The sequence below is a fragment of the Ktedonospora formicarum genome (assembly GCF_016587355.1).
GTDB lineage: Bacteria > Chloroflexota > Ktedonobacteria > Ktedonobacterales > Ktedonobacteraceae > Ktedonobacter > Ktedonobacter formicarum.
The window spans coordinates 345,653-367,865 of the sequence record NZ_BNJF01000002.1 but is presented as its reverse complement, the minus strand read 5'-3'; the positions used below and the strand labels follow the sequence as shown (position 1 = coordinate 367,865).

Below are 22,213 nucleotides of genomic sequence, written 5' to 3'. Positions count from 1 at the left end.
CAATTAGATCACAAAAGAAAGCTCGTAATGGAATTGTTGTGCTTTTGTTATATAGATGCCTGTATTAACTCATGAACATATTAACAAAAATATAAACCGCTACAGTAGAAAATACAATTTAATACGCGATAGCCTCTCACTTTAAGCATATATACTTTTCGAGTGCATAAAAAATTTATATAATATTAATTGACGCTTTAGCAAGAGCCATGTTACAATTCGCCTGAAACATCTTGAGCTTTGTTTTGCTTACTACCCCCGAACATTGTCAGCGCACTTGGGCAGATGAAGCTTTCTTTTGCATGATGCTACCTCTATAGCCAATTTTCATGAGGAGTAGATGTGGATGAAGACAGGATTGACGTGAGTGCGGGCTTAGATATAAGCCTGGAGCTTTTCGCACGCCATCGCTTGAGTGGTACGCTTCAGGCTGAACTCCATCGAGTTCCTGGGCTTCCAAAAAAGAGCACTGCTAGATTGGAGTTGATTGATGGGATGGTCGTCTCGTGCTCTGTGGCAGACAAACAAGGACTGCTGACTTCTCTTGCCAAAGATGTCCTTCTCCGTCTCAATGACGAGAGAGGACCTTTTGAATGGAGCTTTCACCCAGCGAAACCCACGTCACTAAATCACTCGACCAATCACCTACCGGCCCAAAAGCATTTGTCTCAGTCACAGCGACCACCAAGCGCTGTATCAAGCGGATCGTTTCCAGTTGCCTCTGATAGCAATAAGCTCGTTCCCCACGCCGTTGCGGCGATTGATTGGCACTGGTTTCACAACTGGATTCCGCAACAACGCCAGGCCTTGTTCATGGTGTGGCGGCTGATCGATGGCAGGCATACCGTTTGGGAGATCAAAGAGGCGCTCCAAGCCTCTCACCCTCCGGCTCTGGTTGATGAGGCGCTCAAAACGCTTCTTGCATTGAATGTGATCGTTATGAGGACTTTAAGTTGAGAAGGAGGACAGTGAAGTAACGTGAATATGAACCTTCCCCCTATAGATACCCCGACGGCGCGATCATCCGTACGCTCCGTTAGCGACATGATGGAGACCAAAGGAGATCGCCTGGATCGGCTGTTTGGCTGGTGGTATAAGCTTACAATGCCCCCTCGGCCGCCAGCTAATGCCAGTATCATCAAAAAAGAGGCTTACCGACGGCATCGAACCATTAGTACTGTTGGCATCCTGTTCCTGATCATGGAGATTATGGATATTACCGTCGTGATTGGGGCACGTTCTATGGTTATGAATGTTGACTATGTGTTGGTCTACCTCTTTATTGCTGCCATGATGGTGGCAAATCGGTTGGGACGACCCGTTCTCGCTGGTAGTATTCCCGTTTTTGGGTGTGAGATCCTCTTGATTTTCACCATTCTCTACATGTATCCAGAGATGAATATCGTCAGCATCATGTTCTATGGGCTCTTCGTCTTCATCGAACTGCTGTCGATTTCACTGTTGCCCATCGGCTTTGTGTTTGTCTTCGCGGTCCTTGATTCGACCTTTATTGTCCTTGATTACTTCTTGCAGCCCAAGGAGGCTCTGCTTACTCAGGCGATTGGGGCCAATGGTTTCGTGGTCTTTGGCGTTCCCGTGGCTTTGCAATTCCTAGTTGCGTTCATCTCTGCTCTCTGGGTCTCGACCGCCAGCGCTGCCTCAAAACGGGCCAATCGTGCTGAGATGATGGCGGCCATTGAAAGCGCGGTGGCGAAGGATCGCCTGCTTGCCGATCAGGAGAAGCGGGAATTGGAAGTCAGTATCCAACAACTCGTGCAGGTTTATGTCGATGCGAGCCATGGGAAAATGGTTGAACGCATACCCTATCCTCCCGCGAAGGTGCTTTGGCCTTTGGTTGGCGTCTTGAACGCCCTGTGGATGCGCCTGCGCAGTGCGCAACTTACTGAGACCGAGTTTCACCGTATTAAACAAGCCATTACCGCCTATGACGCGCTCCTGCAACGGACGGCACAGGCTCCCAATCAGTCCATACCCTTCCTGCGGACAGGCACGGATATCGATATGTTAAATATCTCATTGCAAGCCATCCAAAAATCCTGGCGTCAGCCTGGCCTACCGTAGTTCTCAGAAGCATTCCCATAGAAAGAGAAGGATCTCACATGGCAGAGACCATGCACCCATCGTCAACCACCTCTACTCCACTGGGAAAACGGGTCCCTCGCTACCGCGCACGCAATCCATTGAGCGCGACGCTGGCTTTTCAGAAACGGCCCCTTCAGTTTCTAGACACGCTCACGAAAGAGTATGGGGATATTGTGCAGTTTCCCTTGCTCAATATGCCAATTATCCTGCTCAACCATCCCGATTACATCAAGCGGGTCCTCATTGACAACATCAGTAATTATGATAAAGACGTCTTTATCTACAAGATGTTGCACAGCGTGATGGGCGAGGGGCTGATCACCAGCTCAGGGGAGAAATGGAAGAAGCGACGACGCGTGATGCAGCCAGCCTTCCATCGCCAGCGTATTGAAAAGCTGGTGGATCTCATCAACGGCATCACACGCGATACCATTGCGACCTGGGAGGAGAAAACGGTTCAGCAGGAGACCATCTTCATTAAGGAAGAAATGCTCAAGATCACGCTCAAAATGGTCAGTATGGCCCTCATGAACATTGACGCGAGCGATGCAGCACAGGACTTTGGGCGAGCCTTCCAGGTTTCCAATGAGACCTTAGCCGCCTTTGCGCGTATGCCCTTTCCACCGCTTTCCTTTCCCATACCCTCCCATCGCCGCCTCTGGCAGGCGATCAAGCAAATGGATGAGATCTCCTACGCCACTATGCGCGAACGTCGAGAGCAGCAGGAGGACCTGGGGGATTTGCTCTCCATGATGCTTGCCACCGTCGACGAAGAGACAGGGCAGGGACTCAGCGATCAGGAATTACGCGATGAGATTCAGACCATCTTTATCGCGGGTCATGAAACCAGCGCGAATGCGCTCTCCTGGGTCTGGTATCTCCTCTCCCAGCATCCTGAGGTGGAAGCGAAGCTACATGAAGAGGTGGATTGTGTGCTGGGGGGTCGTGTGCCAACGATGGAGGATCTTTCTAAGCTGGTCTATACGCGGATGATCATCGATGAAACTATGCGCCTCTACCCGACGGTATGGCAGTTAATGCGTCACACCATCCAAGATGACATGATCGATGGCTACCACATCCCAGCCGGGTACACCGTCTTCTGGAGCAATTACATGCTCCATCGCCATCCTGCCATCTGGGAGGATGCGGAGCGCTTTGATCCTGAACGGTTTGCGCCAGAGCAGGTCGCGAGGCGGCCTCGGCACTATTTTCTGCCCTTTAGTGGAGGGCAACGCATTTGTATTGGCAATAGCTTTGCGCTCATGGAGATGCAGGTGATGCTGGCGCTGGTGGCCCAACGGTATCGACTGGTCTCGCTTTCAGATCAGCCGGTCGAGCCAAAGACCGCCTTAGCTCTGGTTCCCAGCACCAATCTTCCTATGAAGTTGGTGAAACGCTAAGCGTGCGTTTATTCTTCAGCGCTTTGGGCTGAATGGTCGTGATGCGTTTCCATGCAGGCCGTAAAAAATGGATGCTGTTATGCGAGCGAGCGAGAGAGTGAGCTAAAGGTGAGCGCGGAGACGGTACCGTAGACAAGGTGAGCACCAAGGTCTGGTACCAACTCTGCGAATTTATACTGCCATATTGGCTTATAAAGTCCGAGTAGTGGCAGTGTGACATAACTGCTCGCCCACACGCAGGCCCCGAACAGAGGGCCTGCTGTGAGACGCAGACGAGCTGATGATCCGCCGATGATGCCGAAAGCGCAGCCCCCGCTAATGCCATAGCCCCAATGCATGATGTTATTCGTCAGGCGAGCCCAGCGATTGGTGAGTGGGCGTTGGAGAAGGCCTTCATACAAACGACGACCTACCTGAGCTGGCGCTGAGACGTGCTCCCAATCGCTAGGGCCGCCGAATTCCCAGTTCAGGAATTGGTCTTTGCCGCCATTGGCGCGATAACGCAGGTACATTGCGAGATCCATTGCACTCGTTCCTATTGCGCCAGCAATAGCCCCTCGGATGATTGCGCCAAGTGAGGTCATGCGTTGAATCATAGTGTTTCCTCCGTTTTCTGGCGATGATGTTCTGTAGCAGGAACGAAGAGAGGCTTGAAAATGTGACAGGAAATCATGCACAACGTGTAACGTGTAGAGTGAGAAGGGAGAAGATTGTAGGAGATCTGGCGTGCATCCATCCACATTGACAATGTACTTCGGCATGACTCAGATGCGCTATGCGAAGGTCATTACTGCCTGTTGAATCCACGGAAGGGGAGTTGAGAGCCAGGTCTCAAAATTCTTAGATAAGTAAGAGCTGAGACGATTAGGTGCAGGTGTCTCAGTGAGAGGAGTGCATGTGAAATAAGCAATAATCTTCACTGCGATAACTATACAATACATATACCTCTAAGCTATAATTGCGATTAGCTCTTCCATAAGAGCTAAAAGAACCCCAATCCTATTTCACTTCTATTTCACTTCCGTTCTTGAATCCACAAGCAAGTAATGGAAAAAACATTCAGTCGGTGCGGGCTGGATGGAGGAAAAACATTCTATGTCTAATTGCTATGTATGTGGTGCCGCCCTGTCTTTAGAGCGTGCTGACAAATGCAGTAACTGCGGCACGATTCAACCTGAGCAAGACAGCGATGCTGTGAGCTTGAGCTTGTCTTCAGATGGGTCAGAAGAAGCTGTTCAGTCAGCTGAAGCAAACCATATCTCACAGACAAGTAATTCATCTATTCCCCCTATGCCAGTGTCTCCCCAGCCGCCTAAACGTTCATGGCTGAGTCGTACACCGGCGAAGATTTTGCTTGCCGTGTTAATCCTGATTATTCTGGCTGGTGGAGCAACGAGCTACTATGTTTACCAGATGTCGCGCCCAGAACCTGTTCTCAGCCTTGAGAGCATCTACAAGTCACATTCCTTACCTGCTGGCGCAACGGATACCCGTCTTACCATCAAAGGGCGCAATTTCTCAAATACATCGGCTATCACTCTGCTATTGGATGGGCAATCGCTTCAGGGGCAACCCAATATAACCAGCGATACTAATGGCAAGGTAGAATCCATGCTGAAGATTAGTGCGCAGTGGACACTCGGCAAGCATACGTTGACGGCGAAAGATGGCAACGGAAACATAACACAAAATAGCGTTCCTCTTTACATTGTGACATCAGGTGAAGCGGACGCACCAGGCCCCAATGGCTCCCCTCTGATGATGAGTCGTTTACGATTATGGGACAGACTGATAAGGGCGTAAAGTTGATTATCAATGTCACTGGGCAACCAGATCCCAAGGGTGGTCAAGCTTGCCCGAATAATGACGATGGTAAGCCTCATACCACGAACGAGAATTTCGCGAATGGTATTACCTCGTCACAAGCGCAAGCCGAGCGTCTCCCAAAGATGCTGTTTCGTTGCCGCCTCGAATGCTTCTGGATAGACTTGTCCATGGGCTGCCATCAACCGCTGCGCTCGTGGTAGGAACAGACGCCCATAGGTCAAGCGTCCCTGGATGAGGGATTCTATGGTGGGAGCTAAGGATGGTACCTGCGCCAAAATGGTTTGCTGCTCCTCATTGAGAAAGGACGCGACATGGCGCTTGCCGGTGGTAGTGCGGTCAATTCCATTCTCCAGCAAAAGCAAGTTGATGAGCATACTATAGAGGGCGAGTTGCCCCTCCATACCGATGGGGATATCGTAACGCTCTACGACAATCGGAAGCATTCCCAACAGACGAATAAACTCTTCAACGAGAACAGGTAAGTGGGTATAGGGATCACGATATGAGGGTGTCGTCAAAAGGAAGTGTTCTGCCTCCCCATCTTTATCGAAGAGCAGTCGCGCGGCTTCGAGCGTACGTGCCCTGGTGTCATGCGTTGATTGGACCACAATATCGAAGCGCAGATAGTCCGCCGTAATGGCTCCAAGAATGGCTTCGTCAGGGGGACCTGACCAGCGGTACTTCCAGACCAGGGGAGCCACCTGATTGAGTAGGTCCTGCCACCACTGATCAATTATGGCGAAATCCGTTGCCCGTACGGCGACACGCAGATCCACATCACTTTGAGCATCGGCTGTCCCCTTTGCCAGGCTTCCGGTAAGCCAGAGAAGCCGTATCCGTTCGTCCTTACCCAGGGCAATAGCAGCTTGCTCAGCGAATGCGGTAAGCTTCGCTGTACGGCTATCATCGGTTGATGACATGACTTTCCTCTCCTTGTCTTTTGGTTCTGGAAGATGCTCAAAGAAGTCTCTGTCTTCTTGAAATATATTCTGATGGGCTTATTCAAGCATCATACCATTAGCGTAATCACCAGAACAAGAGATTGAGCTCTGTTTTCTCTCTGACCACAGGGGCTTAATACATCTCCTCGCCGCAAAGCCGCTTCCTGTTCCCTCAGAAGAGGAGATCAATACTCTGTTCGAGCAGGAGATGCATCGAAGCCTTGGTCTGCAATGGGCGTTTAGCCAGGGGATGTGGACGATGCAAGCCACCTCACCTTTCGATTATGCACAAAAGATGGCCCAGTACACCATGGAGGGGGCTGACAAGGTTGTTTGCCCTATCTTAGTGTGCGACGCTGAAAACGATCACTTTTTTACAGGACAACCGATGTTCGAAAACCTATCTGCAATTCACTGTTGAAGATGTCGCTGAAGAACACTGCCATGAAGGGGCAACACTTTTACTCAATCAACGCATCTTTGATTGGCTTGATGAGACGCTTGGATATAAAGGACAAGTTGCCCACTAGGAAAAATGAGTAGAGCATCGTTTCTTTCAACGAAATGATGCTCTCACCATCATTCATATGCAGCAATATGAAGTCTGGACAAATGCCAGCAGGTACCTAAGGGTATTTTCCGGGAATAGGTGTATCTGTGAGATCGCGCATGTGTCTGACGTATGTTCAATAGCCTAATTCTCAAGCGATCTGCTGTGAAATATAGGAATACATATGAAAGGGACTTCTAAATGGCGATAACCCAACAGGCAATGTCTGATGAGCAGCGTAAGTCTGTCGCATTGGAATATCTCAAGCGTCTTGATCGTGGGGAGAACTTCTTTGAACTCTTTGCCGACGATGCGCAACTCTATTTTCCCAAATGGGGGCTAGCGAATGGCGTGGCAGATATTGAGCGGCTTTTCTCCGATGTTGGAACGATCTTGAAATCTATTCGTCACGATTATGCATATTTCAACTACATCGTCCAGGGCGATCTCGTTGTGGTCGAGGGAACTAGTTCGGGAACACTCAGCAACGGTAGTCAATGGCAGGTAGGGCGCTGGTGTGATGTCTTTGAGGTTCGTGACTTTAAGATTCAGCGCCTTTTTATCTACCTTGATCCCGATTATGCGAGCGCCGATACAGCCCGTTATCCATGGCTTGATCAGACAGAGAAATAACTCATCTGCAATCAAATATGCTTCATAGTCAGATCCTACTCTAATGATGGATTGAAGGTGCTTACTCCTACCCATCATTGGAGTAGGATCTGTAGGTCCTGCACTCTTCCCACGCATGGCAGCTATTGTACATCACAGGGGCGCGGGTACTATGGGAGCGAGCCTGCGTAGTGATGTGCCAACAGTAGTAACGCCGGTGGCAGCCGATCAGCCAGGATGGGGAAAGTGGGTTTAAAAGATGTCGATTTTTTACAATACTCCTGGGGTATTCTCTGTTATATTACTTTCATAACACTCGTACATGAACGTATCTCTATCCAGGTGAAAACATTGGCATGAGTAGTTCATCACAAAACCTGTTTTTGTAGAATATGCGATGAGGTAAGATGCTCGATGGAAAGACGTGGCACAGTTCATCATAAACAGTTATCGCCGCTTGATCAGCAGAAGATATCGCTGACTGTGCCACGTGATGGTATCTGGCTCCGCCTTGCTCTCACATTGGAGGGAACAGTACGCCGCAGTTCTTCTGCCAGGCAAATCCTTCCTTCTCAGCAATTTAACGCCGCACGAACAAGTTGGACCTTTGCTGATTTAACCTTTTTGCTTACTGCTCTTGAATTGCTTTACAGTACACAAGGCCAAATACGTATGAGCGTCCTTGCCACCAGCTGTGGTCTCTCCTTGCGCCAATTTGAGCGCCGATTTAAGCAATGCATAGGGGCATCTCCAAAAGTATTTGCTCGCCTCCTTCGCTTCGAGGCATTACTTCATTCGCTGATCTATGAGCCTACTACCTCCCTCGCTGATACCGCTTACCATCTTGGCTATCAAGATCAAGCACATGTTATCCATGAATTTAGAAAATGGGCAGGCTGTACCCCAACGGCGCTTCTCACTCGAGCAAAACATCGGGCACTACAAGAGCCTCTCATACCTGATCCTCGCCCTGCTCATACGCCCGTCTATATCATCTGGAAAAAGAAAGAAGGACCAGAAGAAGTATGTCTCTAACAGAACAATCATCTCAGCTTCCCTGGCATGGTATTCACCATATAGCCTTAGCTACGGCTGATTTGGACGCGACTATTCGCTTCTACCGGGATGTGTTGGGGATGTCTACTAGTGATATCGTCCCATCCAGCGAGGGACGTGGCAGGCATTGTCTCATATTTGCCAAACAAAACGACGACAACGTATGGGGTTTCCATTTCTTTGAACGCCAAATAGAAAAAACAACGCTTGGTGCCTCAGATATTCATCCACAGAGCCTCGTCCCTCATGTCGCCCTGCGGCTTCCAGATGGTGTTGCCGCAGACGCCTTGCGCGAGCGTTTGAACAATGCTCAGGTCTCCATTACAGAGATTCCTGAACTGGGATCATTTGTGTTTTTTGACAACAATCATCTGTGTTTAGAGATCACATGGCCCAAAGAGGAAAACGCCTCTTAAATGACGAGAATTGGTAGTAGAGAGCCGTCATGCAGGCAACGCATGACGGCTCTCTTTTTTATCTCGGGTTTCATTTTATACCGATGCGGACTCTGTAGCTAAAATACCAGGGGATCGGTGTGGACCCGATATATTGTAATGCTGCATGTTTGAGGCGATCAAAACCTATTTCTTGTTCGGTAATGGTTTTTTGCGCGAACTGGTAGCTGTACCCACTCGACATAATCATGCCAAGAAAACGTGTAGCGTCTCCTTGTTCAACATGATGTAAAAAGAACTCGCGTGTAAAGCGGAAGTGGCCGCTGTCGCGTATACGATCAAAGTGGGTACTCTTCGGCCATTTCGAGAGATTTCCGGTAAGTTCACGTTCTCGTAGAAGTTCGTCGAAACGTTTGTCAACTTCCTGATACACCCGCTCAAGCTCCCAATTGAGCGCTGGCGGCCAGTCATAATCGTAGACAGCGAAGAGCCCACCAGGCCGTAGAATACGCGCGATCTCAGCCAATGTGGGGGCCGATTCCATCCAATGAAACGATTGGGCAGCAGTAACGACATCAGCACACTCATCGGGCAGACCTGTTTGATGAGCAACGCCCTCCTGATACTGGATATGTGCTGAGTAGGGGTGGTCCTTGGCTTTGCGTATGGCCTGAGAGCGCATATCGGCATTAGGTTCGATCCCAATTACTCGCTCGGCACGTTCTCCCCAGATCGCAGTGGACAAGCCAGTCCCGCTCCCCACATCCACTACTAAGGTGGGATGCGGCATACCAATCAATTGCGTCAGCAGATCGAGTAAAGCTGGCGGCGGTGTTGGGCGTGCTAGATCATAGCTGTTGGCAAAGCCAGTCCAAAGATCACTGGTTTCTGTCATGTTTTTCTCCTTCTGATTGGTCCGCGAAATGCCATCGAGCTTGACAAAGCGCTCAGTACAATGTGTCAAGCAGGAAAAAGCAACGTGGGGATGGAATTTGCTCCAGGTGGAAGGTTTCTTGTCATCTCTGTTGCGTCGGATCGCTCTCGTGTTATGCCTGGCGAGGCATCTACTAGAGAGTATAAACGTCCCAACGACTTCAACGCAAGCTATCCCGAACCTCCGAACGGGAGCACTAGCTACAGCCGATGCTGCATTGGTGTCCGAAACAAATAAGGAGGAGAGTGGAATAGGCATTTGTTATAGCATGCTCTTTACGCACAGAGTCCGCGTAGTAGGCCGAAGCGAGCCATAAGGGAGAAGCGAAAGCTCGGCATAATAAAGAAAAACCGCCTTGACAAATAAAAAGATATATCTTATGTTTATAAAAAGACATATCTTTAGAAACGGGAAAGGAAAATGATGGATGCACGGGAACTTCAATAACCATGAAAGTTCTGAGCACTCAAAGCATGGAAAGCAGCGCGGCTGGCACCATCATGTTGAGGAATCAGAGTATCGAGGACACGGAAGAGATCATGGAGGATGGGGCCGACATCGTCATGAGGAGTTTGAGCATTCGGAGCATGGTGAAGGTAGGCATCATACTTCCTGGAATCTAGTGGAGGAGGAAGGCCATCGACGAGGCGGTCGCAGGGAACGCATTGAGCGCGGTATGCTACGCTATCTGTTACTCGATGCGCTGCATCATGGCCCCAAACATGGGTATGAAATCATCAAATGGCTTGAGGAGCAGACCTATGGTCGCTATGCTCCCAGCCCTGGAACCGTCTACCCAACCTTACAGCTCTTAGAGGATCAGGGCTTGCTTCTGGCGCAAAGGGTCGATGAAAAGAGTATCTATCGCCTGAGTGAGTCAGGGGAGAAGGACCTTGATTCGCGCGCGGACTTTATCAGAGATTTCTGGGAGCGAAATGGGCATCCCATTCCTTCACCAGCGATGCAGCTTGAGGCAGAATTTGTCTACGAGGATTTACAGGACCTACAGCGAACCGTGGCAAAAGGAATACGCATGACGAAAGACCCGCAAAGCCTCCTCTCGTTCCGTCAGGCGCTTGAACGCTGCAAGAACGAGATTCGCCATGTACTTACAAGTGGAGCTGTACCGCTACAGACGAGCCAGGAAAAGCCGCAGCGAGGTCCACAGCTTCCGCCTCGTGAGCTTGAAGCTGCCATTGCCCGCCTCTTTGCCGTTGAGGATGAGGCACTACGTCAAACCACGATAAGGGCAAAAGAGCAAGGATTACCCTCAATCCAGATAGCTCCGTTGCAAGGCAAGCTCTTACAAGTGCTGGCTCGTGCTAGTCAAGCCCGCAAGATCCTGGAGATTGGTGCGTTGGCAGGATATAGCGGTATCTGGTTAGCACGTGCGCTGCCCGAGGATGGACGACTGATCACCCTAGAAATTGATATCACTCATGCCGAGGTGGTCCGCGAATCGTTCCGCTTAGCTCAGGTTGATGATCGCGCGGAAGTCCGCGTAGGTCCCGCCCTTGAGACGCTCCCTCAAATCGCGGCGGAGGGGCCATTTGACTTAATCTTTATCGATGCTGACAAAGGGGGCTATCCGCAATACCTTGAGTGGGCGCTCAAGCTTGCGCGTCCAGGCAGCATCATCGTGGCTGACAATTGTGTTCTGGGTGGAGACGGGTTAGAAGATGTACACAAGCCTGTGAACTCACCCACGGGTATACGAGCGTACAACCAGAGAGTAAGTCACGACAAGGCTTTATGCTCAATCGCACTACCTATTGGTAGCGGAATGACGGTTGCCGTTGTCCTGAATAAGGAAGAGCAGGAATAGCTCGGCAGCTTTGGTAATGCGTCCCTTTCATAGCGTGTCTGTGCACATTGTCGCAGACATCATCATAGGGCTGCGCGTTTCTTGAGCATCGTAGGCACGAACGCAGGCAAAAAATGAAACAGGCTCTTAAAACTGGAAGGCCCTGACCTTGCGGGTGAGAACTTGTAAGCGGATGGGCTGCACGGGTATACTATCAATGATGATACATCGTTATGCCGAACACATTACTAATATCTACGAGCGATACGCTCTTGCATGGGATACTGATCGCAACAGTACCGTCTGGCATGACAAAGTCTGGCATGATCGGTTTGTTGCTTGCCTCACGAAAGGCGCCAGGGTTCTCGACCTGGGATGTGGGTCAGGCCAACCAGTAGCGCTTTCGCTCGCTCAACATGGATTGCATGTGACAGGAGTTGATACCTCTCCGAGTCTCATCGCTCTCTGTCGCAGGCGCATGCCTGAACACGAGTGGATTGTGGCAGATATGCGTACTCTCGCGCTATCCCAACACTTTGATGGGATTCTCGGTTGGGATAGCTTTTTCCATCTTTCCCATGATTCCCAACGAAACATGTTCCATATCTTCGCGGCTCATGCTGCTCCTGGCGCGTTCCTTCTGTTCAATACTGGGAGTGAATATGGAGAGGTCCTGGGTGAATACCAGGGAGAACCGCTTTATCATGCGAGCCTTGATTCAGCAGAATACCAGCAATTGCTTGATGACGCTGGTTTTGATCTAGTGGCGCATACAGCAAATGATCCCTTAGCTGGCGGACGAACCGTCTGGTTAGCTCAATTTCGTACATAGATAAGAGTGGACCCTGAGCACCGATATGTATGTCTCCATGAGGTAATAGTGTTTTTAGCAGTTATGAGTTTCATAATTGGGAACTGAGTTTCGCATAAATGCGCTCTGGTGTTAGTGGTAAGTCCGGAAAGCGAATGCCAGTCGCATTGGCGACAGCGTTTGCAATCGCAGGTGCAACGGGATTGATTGCGCACTCACCTTGTGATTTCGCCCCGAGCGTGCCAACAGTATCATATGTATCGGCGAAGTAGATTTCACTATGGGGAACATCGGCAAAGGCGGGAATGCGATAGGTGCGCACTGCCGGGTTTAGCATAGTCCCGGTTTGATCATACAGCATTTTTTCGTAGAGTACCCAACCGATCCCCATCGCGATAGCGCCCTCTATCTGACCTCGGCATTGCATCGGATTGATCAGTTTGCCAATATCCGCAGCATGCACACTTTGCAAGATTTCAATCGCGCCGGTGATGCGATGAACAGCAACTCGGACCCCGTGCACATTGAAAGCAACCGTGCGCGGCGATAAATATGCCTTGCGTCTGGCTTCAAAGCGATGGCCCTGCTTGATACCAGCGGCATAGAGCTCTGCCAATGAGATCTGTTGCTCTCCACAGAGGACATGTGTGCCATCCAAACGACAAGCTGATGGCGTTGTTTGTGTAAAACAAGCAGCAAACTCAATAATGTTGTCGCGTAATGCCTCTGCTACCAGTGCCACCGCCTTTCCAGCAACAACTGTACCCGTACTGGCAAAGGTCCCGGTATCATAGGGCGTCTGATCTGTATCACCATTGATAATCGAGATATACTCTGCCTGTGAGCCAAGCACCGAAGCGGCGATCTGACGATGCGAGGTGACTGACCCATTGCCGAACTCCGTTGAGCCAACGGCGAGATGGTAACCGCCATCAGGCAGGAGCCTCATCTCTGCACCAGAGCGATGCTCAGTAGGTGGTCCACTTTCCAGCATTGCCATTGCAATCCCTTTCCCTTCAACCCAATCTTTATCTCTGGATGTGGCCCCATTGGGCGTCTTTGCCAATGCTGCTTCGACGTAATCAAGGCATTGGTCGAGTCCGTAACTACCGAACGTGATATCTTGGGGATCTTTCCAGATCGATTCTATCCAGTCGTTTGGTTGGATCATGTTCTTGCGGCGAATTTCGAATACACTCATACCTAGCAAACGGGCAAGATCATCGATAGCGCATTCGATAGCGAATGTTGTTTGCGATGAGCCGTATCCACGAAAGCCACCTGCTGGAACCATATTGGTGTAGACTGCGTATCCATCGGCTTTCTTGTTCGGGCAGCGATAGACAGTGAGGGGATTACCAAGAGCCGCAGCAAGCGTTTCGCCAGCGTGACCGCCATAGGCCCCTGTATTGGAAACAACCCGGATCTCAATGGCGGTTAATGTCCCATCAGATTTTGCCCCGAGTTTGACTCGAGTTGTCATTGGATGCCGCGTGGTCGCGCCAATGAACTGCTCCTGACGGGTAAACTCCCACATGACGGGACGCCCTGTCTTTAATGTCGCCAGAACGCACAAATCCTCGACAAGCATCTCCTGCTTTCCCCCGAACCCGCCACCGATGCGCTCCGTGAAGACATGGAGATCACGTGAAGGTATCCCGAAAATATGGCAGAGTTTGGCTTTTGTAATGAAAGGCGCCTGGGTACTGGTGCGTACATGAAGGCGTCCATCATTGTCTTGCCATGTGATACAGCCATGTGTTTCGAGATGGACATGTTGGACTCGGGATGTTGAATAAGTCATCTCGTGAATGGCGTCGGCATCCTTGAACCCCTCTTCAACGTTACCAACCTCGCCATGAATATCGACATAAACATTGTGACATGACTTGTTACTGTTCGCGTGAAGAAGTGGCGCACCAGGTCTCATTGCCTCCTCGGAATCGAAGACAGCGGGAAGAAGTTCGTACTCAACATCAAGGAGACGGCATGCCTCTTCAGCAGCCCCAACAGTTTCGGCAACGACGGCGGCAACCTGTTGTCCAACAAAGCGGACAACATCGTCAAGTACGTAGGTATCGTCAGGATCAACAAGGTGATCTTCGTGGGTAGCTGTGCTATAAAGTTGGCGTGGGACATCTTCCCAGGTGAAGATGGCAATGACTCCCGTAACGTTCATGGCTTTGCTGCGGTCAATGCGGCGAATGCGAGCGTGGGGATGAGGAGAACGGAGCACTTTCAGATGGAGTACTGCGTCCATGGCGATATCGAGTGTATAGCGGGCTTCACCAGTGACAATCGCTTCCCCAAAAGGATTCTTTAAGCTCTGTCCACAGGCCATACCAGCCCTATCTTCATCAACAGAAACAACGCCATGCATGGCGTCATCGATACTGCGATATCCGGTACATCGACACAAATTGCCCTTGAGTGCGCTTGGTAGGTTGGCGCGATCCTTATCGTTAAGGGATGCTGCTGTCATGATCATACCGGCAGTGCAGAAGCCACATTGGAAGGCCTGTGCGTCGAGGAATGCTTGTTGCACTGGGTGTAATTTACCGTCTTGTTGCAATCCCTCAATTGTCGTGATCTGGCGATCCGCCGCACGAAAAGCGGGAATCAGGCAACTATGCACAGGTATACCATCGAGCCAGACGGTACACACACCGCAATCACCAGCGTCGCACCCCTTCTTAACACCGAAGTAGCCGCGCTCACGTAAGAACGTTCTCAGGCATTGTCCTGGTTGTGGCTCAACAGAGAATTTTCTCCCATTGATGATATAATTCATGCCCAGGCGCCCTTCTGAGCTAGTTCGGCGCGAATTTGCTCGGCGTAGTAGTAGGTGATATGCCGCCGATAGGCAGACGTCCCATAGGGATCGTCGAAATAGAGCGTTTCGGGAATCGTTGTCTCGATGCAAGAACGCAACTCATGAGTGCTTGGTACTTGATCAAAGCGTAGTTGCACTGGTCTGCTTGTCGCCGCTGTAATTGTAAGCAACAAATCATCTTTATGTCTGTCTTGTGTCCCAATGATGAGCGAAGTTGAGCGTCCGAAGTGGGTCGACGATAAACGGCGAAAGGCGAATCTCCTGGTGAGTGCTGTGACGGGAAGATAGATTGAGCGTAATAGTTCCCCAGGCTGTAACACATTCATATGGTTTCCAGTAACGAATTGAACTGCCGGAATTTGTCGCGGCGAACCTTCGCGCGGCCACAATGTGTATATCCCTTCAAGGGCGATGGTCAGTGAAATCATTGGGCCAGCAGGTAATGACATGCAGATATTCCCTCCAACGGTCGCCGTGTTTAAAACCTTGAATGACGCCAGAAATGAATGGCAGCACTTATTCAACAACGAAGTTGCTATCCATTGCGGCGGAGCGACAAAGCGCTCCAATTCGACGATTGGGCAGGTCGCGGCAATGTCGAGCCCTTCCTCTGAGATCTGCAATGCAGGCCAATGGAGCTGTTCGAGATCAATGAGTGTGTCGATGGTCAATTGTGGTTCTGAGAATAGCCAGGTTCCTCCTGCCAGCCAGGCATAGCCCTCGCGCCAGGCAACCATATCGACTGATTCAGGTCGTTTCACCTCTTTAATAGTCGTAAGATCCATGAATCTGCTCCAATGTAATTTGTATCCTCAGAGAAGGAAGCCTGAATGTTATTATGTAATTCCCTCTATGCTCCCTTTAAAAGTACCGCCTCCGAATCTATACCATGCATTTTTATACTACTCTCAGATTCCAACTACGCATTCATTTCGATTCCGCCCAGGGTCGGAATCGACCCTCTTCTCGGTCCCTGAGTATAGAAAACAGTGTCAAAAAATATTGCGCGTAACATTTTTTGGCACTGTTTTCTATGATCATCGTCTTCTTTTGTGTTCAATTGCTCATTTCAATGGTTGCATCGATTAGCTTGAGGCGGCCAGGAACCTGTCGACCTGAGTGGCAATTTCGTCTGCTGCCGTATCCAGCGCGAAATGACCACCATCAACGATGTGTACTTCGGCCGTAGGTATGTCGCGGCGGAATGATTCAGGTTCGGAAGCGTCAAACGAGAGCTCATATTTGCCCCAGAAGACGAGCAAACGAGGCTGGGTTTTCCGCATCCATTCCTGCCATTTGGGATAGGATGCGACGTTCGATTGATAATCGTAAAACAAGTCTGTCTGGATATCAGCCTGTCCTGGTTGGTTCAGGAAATAGAACTCATCTGTCCAAAGGTCTGGATCGTAGCGATCAAGCTGAGGATCATTCCCCACATGGCGTGTGCGTGTGGTTGCAAGCGAGAGTAGGTTGGTTCGCAAAGACTCCTCATGCGTTGCGCGATCAGCCCAAAAAGCGCGGCGAACATTCCAGTTTTCACCAAGGCCGGTATCATGCGCCACGGCATCCTGAATGATAAGCGCTTGAACGCGTTCCGGGTGCGCAAGAGCGAGGCGAAAACCGACAGGCCCACCATAGTCTTGCATATAGAGCGTATACTTCGTCAAACCTAAAACTTCGGTAAAATGCTCTATCACGGTCGCGATGTTATCAAAGGTGTAAGTGAATTTCTTGCTGTCAGGCCATTCACTGTGTCCGAATCCCGGATAATCTGGAGCGATCAGGTGATAGCGGCTGGATAGACGTCGCAAAAGCGGCTCATACATCCGCGAAGATGATGGGAGCCCATGAAGTAAAAGCAGGGTAGGGGCGTCTTTCGGTCCGGCCTCTCGGTAGAAAATGGAAAGGCCGTCAATCTGTACGGTGCGGTAATAGATGGAGGGAGTCATAAAATTTTCCTTTTTGTGAGCTAAACCAACTCCGAGGCCAGCAGTGCGTGGAAAAGTACTGCTGTGGCGTTGTTCTCATATGGTTACCACGAGAGAATAATCCATTAAGTTAAAAGGGAAACTACAAAGCTATCTGCTCGTTCGATGCAATTAGTTTTAAGCCTTCTTTGTTGGGAAGAAGCGCTTCTCCTCTAATCTAGCATGAACGAGTTGGGCATTCTCTCACATCCTTGCGCGGGAACAACATATTCTTGCACCGTTAGCGGAAATGTTTGGGTGTGAGTCCAGTGAGACGCTTGAAGTGCAACGCCAGATGACTTTCATGCGCGAATCCAACCATATGGGCAATGGTGGTGAGTGACCAGTGGGTTGTGGAAAGCAGCATTTTTGCGCGTTCCACGCGCCGCTGGATGACATACTGGTGAGGTGGAACACCAGTGGACTCTTTGAAGAGGCGCGCAAAGTGGTAGGGGCTAAGATGCACGGCTGCCGCGATCTCTGAGAGCGAGAGGTTATCCTCCAGATGATCCTCAATGTAAGTGGTGGCAGCTTTGAGAGTCGTTCTCGCCAGACCGAGGGGTTTTGAGAAAGAGGGAAGCTTCACTGAAGAGTGTTGTCTGAGGAGATGGATTCCCAGCAGGTTGGCTAATGACTCCACATAGAGCTTGCCTCCCAGACCATCTGAGCGAAGTTCTGAGAGTAGCGAGAGCGCGATAGTCTCAATCTGTGGATCGAAGGCACCAAGCGTATCAATGATCTCCACCCGGTCAGGATTGATGTCTGCCGAGTCGGCAACCCTTTGGATGAGAGTAGGTGAAAGGTAGAGATGCAGATGGCGCACATCTCCTTCTCGGTCAAGGTGCCACTTTGTTGGTGCTCCCGCAGGCATAATAACGACATTGCCAGTATTGAGATGCCCCTGGCGTCCAATGGTCTGCTCTTGAATATTCGTAGGGGAGCCGAGATTGACTACGAGGATGTGATGAGGAATTGCAGGTGAGGCAAAATCGTCGAGCGGATGAATAATCTCCGCTATATTAACCCCATTCCAGTCTCTTCCATTGCTTGATTGAACAATGTGCTCAAGGGGAACCTCGAATTCAGGTCCATGTCTGGTGCCTTCTAAGGGAACCTGCTCCACTTTTGTCTCCCTTGCTACTCATGAAAAGTTTCACAGACGACTTCGTTCTTCTCAACGAGAAACCATCGATTCCTGTTTAGGTAGATTGATTGATCGTTTGAGTCTATCACATTCGACTTCTTTATACCACCAACTACCTGTCTATGGTAGGTTTTTTCAACTCTCATATACAGCAATAGTGATTTGCGAGAATGAGATTACGGGCTTGGGACAGTGAACTCGTTTCCCTTTCCACCTCCTTTTTTGAATTAGAGAGCCCTGAGTAAGAAGAGTCATGCAGTTGCGGATATAGAATATACCTGCTGGAGTAGACGTATAAGCATAGATGAGCTGCCTGCACTTGTAGGGGCAGGTCTCAACCTGTCGCATCAGGGTTACCATGTTGGTGATCGCGTATTGTAGTTATGCGATCACCAACATGATTGAAGATAGGCCTGCTATAAATGGAGGCTATCCTTTTACTGCGCCTGTAATACCGCGAATGTAGTATCGTTGTAAGAAGAGGAAGACTACGATGATTGGAATGGTCGTAATCAGCGATCCTGCCATACGTACGTTCCATTGTATGACCGTTTGTAGGTCCAGGTCCTTTAACTTCAATGGCAAAGTGTACCAGTCTGCATTGTTGATAACGATAGAGGGCCAGATATAGGAGTTCCAGGTGGCGACAAAATTGAGAATGCCTATGGTCGCTATGACTGGCAGCGAGAGTGGGAGGAAGATGCGCCAGTAGATGCCAAACTCGCCGCAGCCATCAATGAGCGCCGCATCGTGCAACTCCTGGGGCAGGCGTGAGAAATAATTACGGAAGAGGAGTATTGTGAGTGGACCCGCGCCATTGATCATTGGCATCGTTACCCCTACATATGTAGAGAACTGTGTGGCATCGCGTCCGGTCAGCCCCAGGGCTACCAGGATTTTCGCCAATGGAATCAGTACGCTTACTCCTGGTACCAGTAACAATGCCAGAAAACCAAGAAAAAAAACCTCACGCCCCCAGAAGTTGGTTTTGGCAAAACCATATCCCGCCAGAGAGTAAATTATCACCACCCCGGCAATAACCATCAACGTTATCACCGCACTATTGACAAAGTACTTCCAGAAGTTTAATTCATTCCAGACCTGGATCAGGATGTCAAAGCGTATCTGGGTGGGGATTAACGATTGGCTGGTGAGCACCTCACGATTTGACTTGATACTTGATGAAACCATCCATAGAAAGGGGTAGACGCTCAGAAGCGCGTAGCCAAAGAGCAAGATATAGGCAATGGCTGAGGGGAGCGCCTGCCTGAATTTCCCAAGCATGGAGTACTCAGCAGGCCGCTTCGCGCCTGAAAAAACAGACTTTTCCATCAAAAACCTCCTCTATTAATCTTTGGCACGGAAAATACGCAGATTGGCAAGAGAGATGAGAAAAACGACCAGGAAAAGTATCCATGACATAGCACTGGCAATGCCTAGTTGTCGTTGATCACCAAATCCATAGTTGAAGATTTGTAATCCAACTACCGCTGTATGCCCGGCAGGTCCCCCATTGGTCATCAGATATACTTGCTCATAGTTCTGAAGCGTCCCGTTAATACTGAGAATGATAATAATCACCGTGATAGGACGCAAAAGCGGCCAGGTGATATGCCATAAGACCTGTAGCGCGTTTGCTCCATCGATGCGCGCAGCTTCAAAATAGGTGCTATCGATGGTCTGTAAACCGGTCAGGAAGAATAACATTGCAACCGGCACACCTGACCAGATCATGACAATCATTAATGCAGGCAATGCGCGCGACGCATCTCCCAACCATCCTCCCGCTGCCTGCAATGATCCTAGCCCAAGCGCTTTCAGGACAGTGTTTAGTAGACCATCTGATTGATAGATAAAGCTCCAGACATAAAAGATCGCAATGCCCGCTGTCACCATCGGCAGCAAAATGATGGTACGCAACAGCGATTGGCCCCCGATAACGCGGTTGAGCGCAATCGCGAGTGGAAGTGCGATAATTATCGTTCCCGCTGTGACCACTACCGCCATGATCACATTATTTCCAATTGATTGCCAGAATAATGCCGACATCGTTGGATTTTGATAGAGGAATTCGCGGAAGTTATCCAGGCCTACAAACTGGCACATTGGATAGGTACATGTGGGCGGCAGAATAGAAAAGCCTCCAAAGCCGTTCCAGCGAAAGAAACTCAGCGCGATAGAATATATCACGGTGTATAAGCCAAAAATAAGAAAGACAATTAATGCGGGTACGATGAATAGCATATTGCTTTGTTTTTTCACCGCTCGTATGATACGCCTGCTGCGTGGCACGCCTGTTACATCCCTTGTATCTAAAGCAGGTCTGGCATTAGGTCTGCTGTGGGTTTGAAGCATAACGAAGCCCTCCCTTGTTGCTCAATAATTGAGGCGTGACCGAGAGCAAGCAGCACTCTCGGTCATACCTACCGCTGGGCCTATGCCGGTGTGTAGGAACGATTACGATCCTCCCGCCGCCTTCCACGCTGCTTGATTCGCTTTATCAGTCTTCTGTGCCAGCGCCGATGGAGTGGTTTCACCAGTGATAAACTGTTGCAATCCAACATCAAAGACGTTCTGCATGTCCGTCTTGGGCATGGCCTGGCTCTCGTTAAATGGCGAATCCGCGCTTATTCCTTTCAAGAGACCGGGCAATACTGGACCTACGACCGCTGGATCGGTGGAAATCTTGACCGCTGGCAGGTCGCCAACGATCTTGGCAAATTTTGCCATCTCCTCAGAGGAGGTCATAAACTTGAGAAACTGCAAGGCCTGATCGAAATGGGTCGTATTCTGGGAAATGCCCGCATCAATCAAGGAGACTGCGCCAATTTTCAAATCACTGTACACTGACCCCTTGAGAGCCGGAACGGGGAAGGGGATAATATCCGAGGCCTTCATCCCCTGTTGCAGCAGGAAGCTGAGGGTATAAGTACCTCCAATATCAAAGGCTGCTTTCCCCTGTGAGAATGCAGTATCCCCTGGATCAATATCGGTGTTAAGAATGTCGGGTATCCAGAGCTTATTGGTGGCGATCTCATTCATCCAGTTCAGGACACGCATTGAACAGGGGTTAGCGAAGCTATCCTTACCGTTATAAATGGCATCATAGGTGTTGAGGCCGCAACTGGTCATCATGAGAGGGCGGTAGAGCCAGTTTTCGAGAACACCTGTATTCTTGACACCTGTGACCAATCCCGCTTTACCTGTCTTGGATTTGACGGCCTTCATCATATCCATCCACTCTTCCGCTGTCTTGGGGAGTGTGTTGGGGTTGAGTCCCGCCTGTTGCAGAATCGTTTTGTTTGCGTACACAAAGTATGCCTGCCCCGCCATGTAGGGTACGCTAAAGCTTTGCCCTACTTTGAGGTTCTTGTACGTACATTTAGGGTCTTTCTTACAGCTATCGAAGACACTTTGCGTAAGTACAGAGGATTTGGTATATGTCCCTGGCAGAAAATTTGCCTGCCATGAATTGTCTACTTTGCCAGTCAGGTCCTGTAACAGTCCGCTGGCTGCTAGGTCCCATTGGCTCCCAGACCAATACGAGAGAATATCCGGCAACTGTTCTGATTGTCCCGCAGTGGTGAGTTTTGTACGGTAGGCATCATCAGGATTATAGGCTGATACTTTGACGGTAATACCGGTCTTGCTTTTGAAATCATCCGCGATGGCTTGCAAGCCGGGGATATGCGCGACCTTCCATGTCCACATGGTTAGCTCTGAGGAGGAGCCTGAAGAGCCGTCTCCTCCACAGGCCGCCAGCAAGACGCTAAATAATAAGAGACACATGCCGAGTAACTGTGTCCTCTTAGACATAGTGACCTCCTTGGGAT

Annotated in this window: 19 protein-coding genes; 9 read left to right on the top strand and 10 right to left on the bottom strand. The window is 49.9% G+C overall.

The annotated features are described in order from the left end of the window. The first annotated feature begins 342 nt into the window (after positions 1 to 342). From K3T82_RS20645 to K3T82_RS20635, 3 genes are read left to right on the top strand one after another with little or no spacing between them, the layout of a single operon-like run. On the top strand, positions 343 to 957 hold the full coding sequence (locus K3T82_RS20645; RefSeq protein ID WP_220195438.1) for a hypothetical protein: 615 nt from the start codon (positions 343 to 345) through the stop codon (positions 955 to 957). Between the two features lie 21 nt (positions 958 to 978). Beyond that, entirely contained in the window at positions 979 to 2,082 is a 1,104-nt protein-coding gene (locus K3T82_RS20640) for a hypothetical protein (RefSeq protein WP_220195437.1), read from the top strand. Between the two features lie 38 nt (positions 2,083 to 2,120). Beyond that, a complete protein-coding gene (locus tag K3T82_RS20635; protein WP_220195436.1) occupies positions 2,121 to 3,506 on the top strand; it encodes a cytochrome P450 in 1,386 nt (461 codons plus the stop codon). A 77-nt stretch (positions 3,507 to 3,583) separates the two neighbouring features. Here K3T82_RS20635 and K3T82_RS20630 read toward each other — a convergent pair whose 3' ends face one another. Beyond that, entirely contained in the window at positions 3,584 to 4,102 is a 519-nt protein-coding gene (locus K3T82_RS20630; protein ID WP_220195435.1) for a DUF1440 domain-containing protein, read from the bottom strand. Between the two features lie 499 nt (positions 4,103 to 4,601). Here K3T82_RS20630 and K3T82_RS20625 point away from each other — a divergent pair, with 499 nt between their 5' ends. Continuing rightward, positions 4,602 to 5,309 carry a hypothetical protein gene (locus K3T82_RS20625; protein ID WP_220195434.1) on the top strand — a complete coding sequence of 236 codons (708 nt, stop codon included), beginning with the start codon at positions 4,602 to 4,604 and terminating at the stop codon, positions 5,307 to 5,309. Positions 5,310 to 5,425: 116 nt separating this feature from the next. On the opposite strand, the gene K3T82_RS20620 is transcribed toward K3T82_RS20625, so the two are convergent. Further along, entirely contained in the window at positions 5,426 to 6,253 is an 828-nt protein-coding gene (locus tag K3T82_RS20620) for a nucleotidyltransferase domain-containing protein (protein ID WP_220195433.1), read from the bottom strand. 772 nt (positions 6,254 to 7,025) lie between these two features. Between K3T82_RS20620 and K3T82_RS20615 the strand changes: the two genes are divergently transcribed. The 3 genes from K3T82_RS20615 (at position 7,026) to K3T82_RS20605 (ending at position 8,908) form a co-directional block, all read left to right on the top strand. Continuing rightward, entirely contained in the window at positions 7,026 to 7,457 is a 432-nt protein-coding gene (locus tag K3T82_RS20615) for a nuclear transport factor 2 family protein (protein ID WP_220195432.1), read from the top strand. Between the two features lie 393 nt (positions 7,458 to 7,850). After that, entirely contained in the window at positions 7,851 to 8,471 is a 621-nt protein-coding gene (locus tag K3T82_RS20610) for an AraC family transcriptional regulator (RefSeq protein ID WP_220195431.1), read from the top strand. Further along, on the top strand, positions 8,462 to 8,908 hold the full coding sequence (locus K3T82_RS20605; protein ID WP_220195430.1) for a VOC family protein: 447 nt from the start codon (positions 8,462 to 8,464) through the stop codon (positions 8,906 to 8,908). The genes K3T82_RS20610 and K3T82_RS20605 overlap by 10 nt, the downstream gene beginning before the upstream one ends. A gap of 70 nt (positions 8,909 to 8,978) precedes the next feature. Here K3T82_RS20605 and K3T82_RS20600 read toward each other — a convergent pair whose 3' ends face one another. Beyond that, a complete protein-coding gene (locus tag K3T82_RS20600) occupies positions 8,979 to 9,782 on the bottom strand; it encodes a class I SAM-dependent methyltransferase (RefSeq protein WP_220195429.1) in 804 nt (267 codons plus the stop codon). Between the two features lie 466 nt (positions 9,783 to 10,248). Between K3T82_RS20600 and K3T82_RS20595 the strand changes: the two genes are divergently transcribed. Both K3T82_RS20595 and K3T82_RS20590 read left to right on the top strand, forming a co-directional pair. Next, positions 10,249 to 11,646, top strand: coding sequence for a class I SAM-dependent methyltransferase (locus K3T82_RS20595; protein WP_220195428.1), 1,398 nt, complete (start codon positions 10,249 to 10,251; stop codon positions 11,644 to 11,646). 196 nt (positions 11,647 to 11,842) lie between these two features. Continuing rightward, positions 11,843 to 12,457, top strand: a complete 615-nt coding sequence (locus tag K3T82_RS20590; RefSeq protein WP_236031427.1) for a class I SAM-dependent DNA methyltransferase — start codon at positions 11,843 to 11,845, stop codon at positions 12,455 to 12,457. A gap of 70 nt (positions 12,458 to 12,527) precedes the next feature. Here the strand turns inward: K3T82_RS20590 and K3T82_RS20585 are convergent, their stop codons facing one another. From K3T82_RS20585 to K3T82_RS20555, 7 genes are all read right to left on the bottom strand, one after another. Next, a complete protein-coding gene (locus tag K3T82_RS20585; protein ID WP_220195426.1) occupies positions 12,528 to 15,227 on the bottom strand; it encodes a molybdopterin-dependent oxidoreductase in 2,700 nt (899 codons plus the stop codon). Next, the gene (locus tag K3T82_RS20580; RefSeq protein ID WP_220195425.1) at positions 15,224 to 16,054 is read right to left on the bottom strand and encodes an FAD binding domain-containing protein; all 831 of its coding nucleotides are present in this window, start codon (positions 16,052 to 16,054) and stop codon (positions 15,224 to 15,226) included. The genes K3T82_RS20585 and K3T82_RS20580 overlap by 4 nt, the downstream gene beginning before the upstream one ends. A gap of 300 nt (positions 16,055 to 16,354) precedes the next feature. Then, positions 16,355 to 17,218 (bottom strand): alpha/beta fold hydrolase, encoded by an 864-nt coding sequence (locus K3T82_RS20575; protein WP_220195424.1) that lies wholly within the window; start codon positions 17,216 to 17,218, stop codon positions 16,355 to 16,357. A 259-nt stretch (positions 17,219 to 17,477) separates the two neighbouring features. Further along, positions 17,478 to 18,359, bottom strand: coding sequence for an AraC family transcriptional regulator (locus tag K3T82_RS20570; RefSeq protein ID WP_220195423.1), 882 nt, complete (start codon positions 18,357 to 18,359; stop codon positions 17,478 to 17,480). 450 nt (positions 18,360 to 18,809) lie between these two features. Continuing rightward, positions 18,810 to 19,712 (bottom strand): carbohydrate ABC transporter permease, encoded by a 903-nt coding sequence (locus K3T82_RS20565; protein ID WP_220195422.1) that lies wholly within the window; start codon positions 19,710 to 19,712, stop codon positions 18,810 to 18,812. A 15-nt stretch (positions 19,713 to 19,727) separates the two neighbouring features. Further along, positions 19,728 to 20,735, bottom strand: coding sequence for a carbohydrate ABC transporter permease (locus K3T82_RS20560; protein ID WP_220195421.1), 1,008 nt, complete (start codon positions 20,733 to 20,735; stop codon positions 19,728 to 19,730). Between the two features lie 102 nt (positions 20,736 to 20,837). Then, on the bottom strand, positions 20,838 to 22,196 hold the full coding sequence (locus K3T82_RS20555) for an ABC transporter substrate-binding protein (protein WP_220195420.1): 1,359 nt from the start codon (positions 22,194 to 22,196) through the stop codon (positions 20,838 to 20,840). Positions 22,197 to 22,213 lie beyond the last annotated feature (17 nt).

Coding starts and splice junctions, on each gene's coding strand:
- K3T82_RS20615 (WP_220195432.1), top strand. CDS start 7,026: ATGGCGATAACCCAACAGGCAATGTCTGATGAGCAGCGTAAGTCTGTC.
- K3T82_RS20635 (WP_220195436.1), top strand. CDS start 2,121: ATGGCAGAGACCATGCACCCATCGTCAACCACCTCTACTCCACTGGGA.
- K3T82_RS20595 (WP_220195428.1), top strand. CDS start 10,249: ATGCACGGGAACTTCAATAACCATGAAAGTTCTGAGCACTCAAAGCAT.
- K3T82_RS20555 (WP_220195420.1), bottom strand. CDS start 22,196: ATGTCTAAGAGGACACAGTTACTCGGCATGTGTCTCTTATTATTTAGC.
- K3T82_RS20580 (WP_220195425.1), bottom strand. CDS start 16,054: ATGGATCTTACGACTATTAAAGAGGTGAAACGACCTGAATCAGTCGAT.
- K3T82_RS20620 (WP_220195433.1), bottom strand. CDS start 6,253: ATGTCATCAACCGATGATAGCCGTACAGCGAAGCTTACCGCATTCGCT.
- K3T82_RS20625 (WP_220195434.1), top strand. CDS start 4,602: ATGTCTAATTGCTATGTATGTGGTGCCGCCCTGTCTTTAGAGCGTGCT.
- K3T82_RS20630 (WP_220195435.1), bottom strand. CDS start 4,102: ATGATTCAACGCATGACCTCACTTGGCGCAATCATCCGAGGGGCTATT.
- K3T82_RS20590 (WP_236031427.1), top strand. CDS start 11,843: ATGATGATACATCGTTATGCCGAACACATTACTAATATCTACGAGCGA.
- K3T82_RS20575 (WP_220195424.1), bottom strand. CDS start 17,218: ATGACTCCCTCCATCTATTACCGCACCGTACAGATTGACGGCCTTTCC.
- K3T82_RS20565 (WP_220195422.1), bottom strand. CDS start 19,712: ATGGAAAAGTCTGTTTTTTCAGGCGCGAAGCGGCCTGCTGAGTACTCC.
- K3T82_RS20605 (WP_220195430.1), top strand. CDS start 8,462: ATGTCTCTAACAGAACAATCATCTCAGCTTCCCTGGCATGGTATTCAC.
- K3T82_RS20585 (WP_220195426.1), bottom strand. CDS start 15,227: ATGAATTATATCATCAATGGGAGAAAATTCTCTGTTGAGCCACAACCA.
- K3T82_RS20560 (WP_220195421.1), bottom strand. CDS start 20,735: ATGCTTCAAACCCACAGCAGACCTAATGCCAGACCTGCTTTAGATACA.
- K3T82_RS20610 (WP_220195431.1), top strand. CDS start 7,851: ATGGAAAGACGTGGCACAGTTCATCATAAACAGTTATCGCCGCTTGAT.
- K3T82_RS20600 (WP_220195429.1), bottom strand. CDS start 9,782: ATGACAGAAACCAGTGATCTTTGGACTGGCTTTGCCAACAGCTATGAT.